The organism is Longimicrobium sp. (genome assembly GCF_048594345.1).
Lineage (GTDB): Bacteria > Gemmatimonadota > Gemmatimonadetes > Longimicrobiales > Longimicrobiaceae > Longimicrobium.
Map to the genome: position 1 here is coordinate 1 of NZ_JBMDXM010000201.1, position 1,893 is coordinate 1,893.

At 68.5% G+C, this 1,893-nt stretch carries 2 protein-coding genes; both read left to right on the plus strand.

Going from position 1 to position 1,893, the window contains the following annotated elements:
• Window positions 1-207: 207 nt before the first annotated feature.
• Window positions 208-471, plus strand: coding sequence for a DUF2007 domain-containing protein (locus ACOJUJ_RS21985; protein WP_005408153.1), 264 nt, complete (start codon window positions 208-210; stop codon window positions 469-471).
• Between the two features lie 30 nt (window positions 472-501).
• On the plus strand, window positions 502-1,167 hold the full coding sequence (gene msrA / locus ACOJUJ_RS21990) for a peptide-methionine (S)-S-oxide reductase MsrA (RefSeq protein WP_286071985.1): 666 nt from the start codon (window positions 502-504) through the stop codon (window positions 1,165-1,167).
• Window positions 1,168-1,893: the final 726 nt, after the last annotated feature.

Here is a 1,893-nt window from a genome sequence, read left to right on the forward strand (position 1 = left end):
TCGTGGCTGTCGGCGGGGGTCTCGGGGCTGGCGGGGGTGTGCTCGGACATGAGTCTGGGGCGAAAAAGGGCAGAAAGACCAACAGTCTAGCGCGTACAGGCCAGGGCTGCCCGGTCCGGAACGGTAGCGCCGGGCCACGCCCGGCGAGCGCGGCGGCGCGATTCAGCCCCCGGGCGTATGCTGGACCCCTGACTCAAGGAGCCGCCCATGCACATCGTGTACAAGGCCGACAATCTGTTCGACGCCCACCTTGTGAAGCACGCACTGGAAGACGCGGGCATCCCCGCCTTCGTGTTCGGCGAGCAGCTGCTGGGCGGCATGGGCGAGCTGCCGCTGTTCGGCGTGCTGCGGGTGGGTATCCCCGACGCGGCGCGGCCGCAGGCCGAAGACATCGTGGCGGCGCTGGACTTGGGCCACGCGCCGGACGCCCCCATTTCAGATGCAGACGACATAGCCGGCCTTCCGGCGTAGGAGCGCATCATGTTGGGAATTGGCCAGGGCATCCTCGGCATCGGCGCCTTCAAGCAGCGCCTGCCGCGCCCGGAAGAGGCGCTGCCGGGACGCGAGCAACCGCTGCCGCTGCACAGCAACCAGCACTTCGTGAACAGCCATCCGCTGAAGGACCGCTTCGCCGGCCTGCAGCAGATCCGTTTTGCGCTGGGCTGCTTCTGGGGCGCCGAGCGCAAGTTCTGGACCGAACCGGGCGTGTACAGCACCTCGGTCGGCTATGCCGGCGGCATCACCCCGAACCCGACCTATGAAGAGGTCTGCTCGGGCCTGACCGGCCACACCGAAGTGGTGCAGGTGGTGTTCGACCCGGCGGTGGTGAGCCTGGAGCGGCTGCTTCAGTTGTTCTGGGAGAGCCACGACCCGACCCAGGGCATGCGCCAGGGCAACGACACCGGCACCCAGTACCGCTCGGCGATCCACGCCACCGACGAGGCCCAGTACAAGGCCGCGCTGGCCAGCCGCGAGGCTTACCAGGCCCAACTGGATGCGGCCGGTTACGGCCCGATCACCACCGAGATCGTGTACCCGGCGCCGGCGTACTACTACGCCGAGGATTACCACCAGCAGTACCTGGCGAAGAACCCGAACGGCTACTGCGGCATTGGCGGCACCGGCGTGAGCTGCCCGATCGGGCTGGATGTGGAGGCGCCGCGCTGACGCGCGGTGGTCCGCCTGCGGCGGGCAACGTCAACATCAACATCCAAAGCGGCTCTGGGGTGCTGATGGTTGGCGGGACGGGGACGGCTGGCAGGACACGCCGTAAACCCCGCTCCGCGGTCCGGCCCAGCCGCTGGCGGCTGGGCGTTCGGGCGCTTGCGAAGCAGTGCTTCGCGAGCAAAGCGCCCTCACCCCTGGGGGCTCGATGGCGCCTTGCTCGTGTGCGCTGTCCTGCGCACACGGCAAGACCGGGGTTGGGCGTCCTGCCCAACCCGCCCGAGGCATGCCTCGGGCCCATGGCGCCAACGGTCCTGCCAACCCACACCGCCCCACCCCCCGACAGTTTCCCGGTGACGGTGGGAAAGAGCATTGGGTTACTGACGAACTGATGGGAAACAAGAAGGACGCGGCGTTCGCCGCGTCCTTTTTCTTTGGTTCTGCATTGCCCTTGTAGAGCCGAGCCATGCTCGGCTCCGAGCAAGCGAAGCGCGCGACCCGCTGTTGCTCTTCTTTCTTTCTTCCGTGGCGGGCGGCCGCAGGAAACTGTCAGAGGGCGGGCGGGTTGGGGTCGTGGGGGTGTCCGCGGCATGGATGCCGCGGCCAAGCCTCCAGGGATGGATTCACGGCGTCTCCCGCGACCCCAACCCGCCCGACCCCGCGCGGCGTTTGCGCTGAGTCCCCACCACGAGGGGCTCCGCCGTTCGCCGGGCTCACAGGTCCGCACCA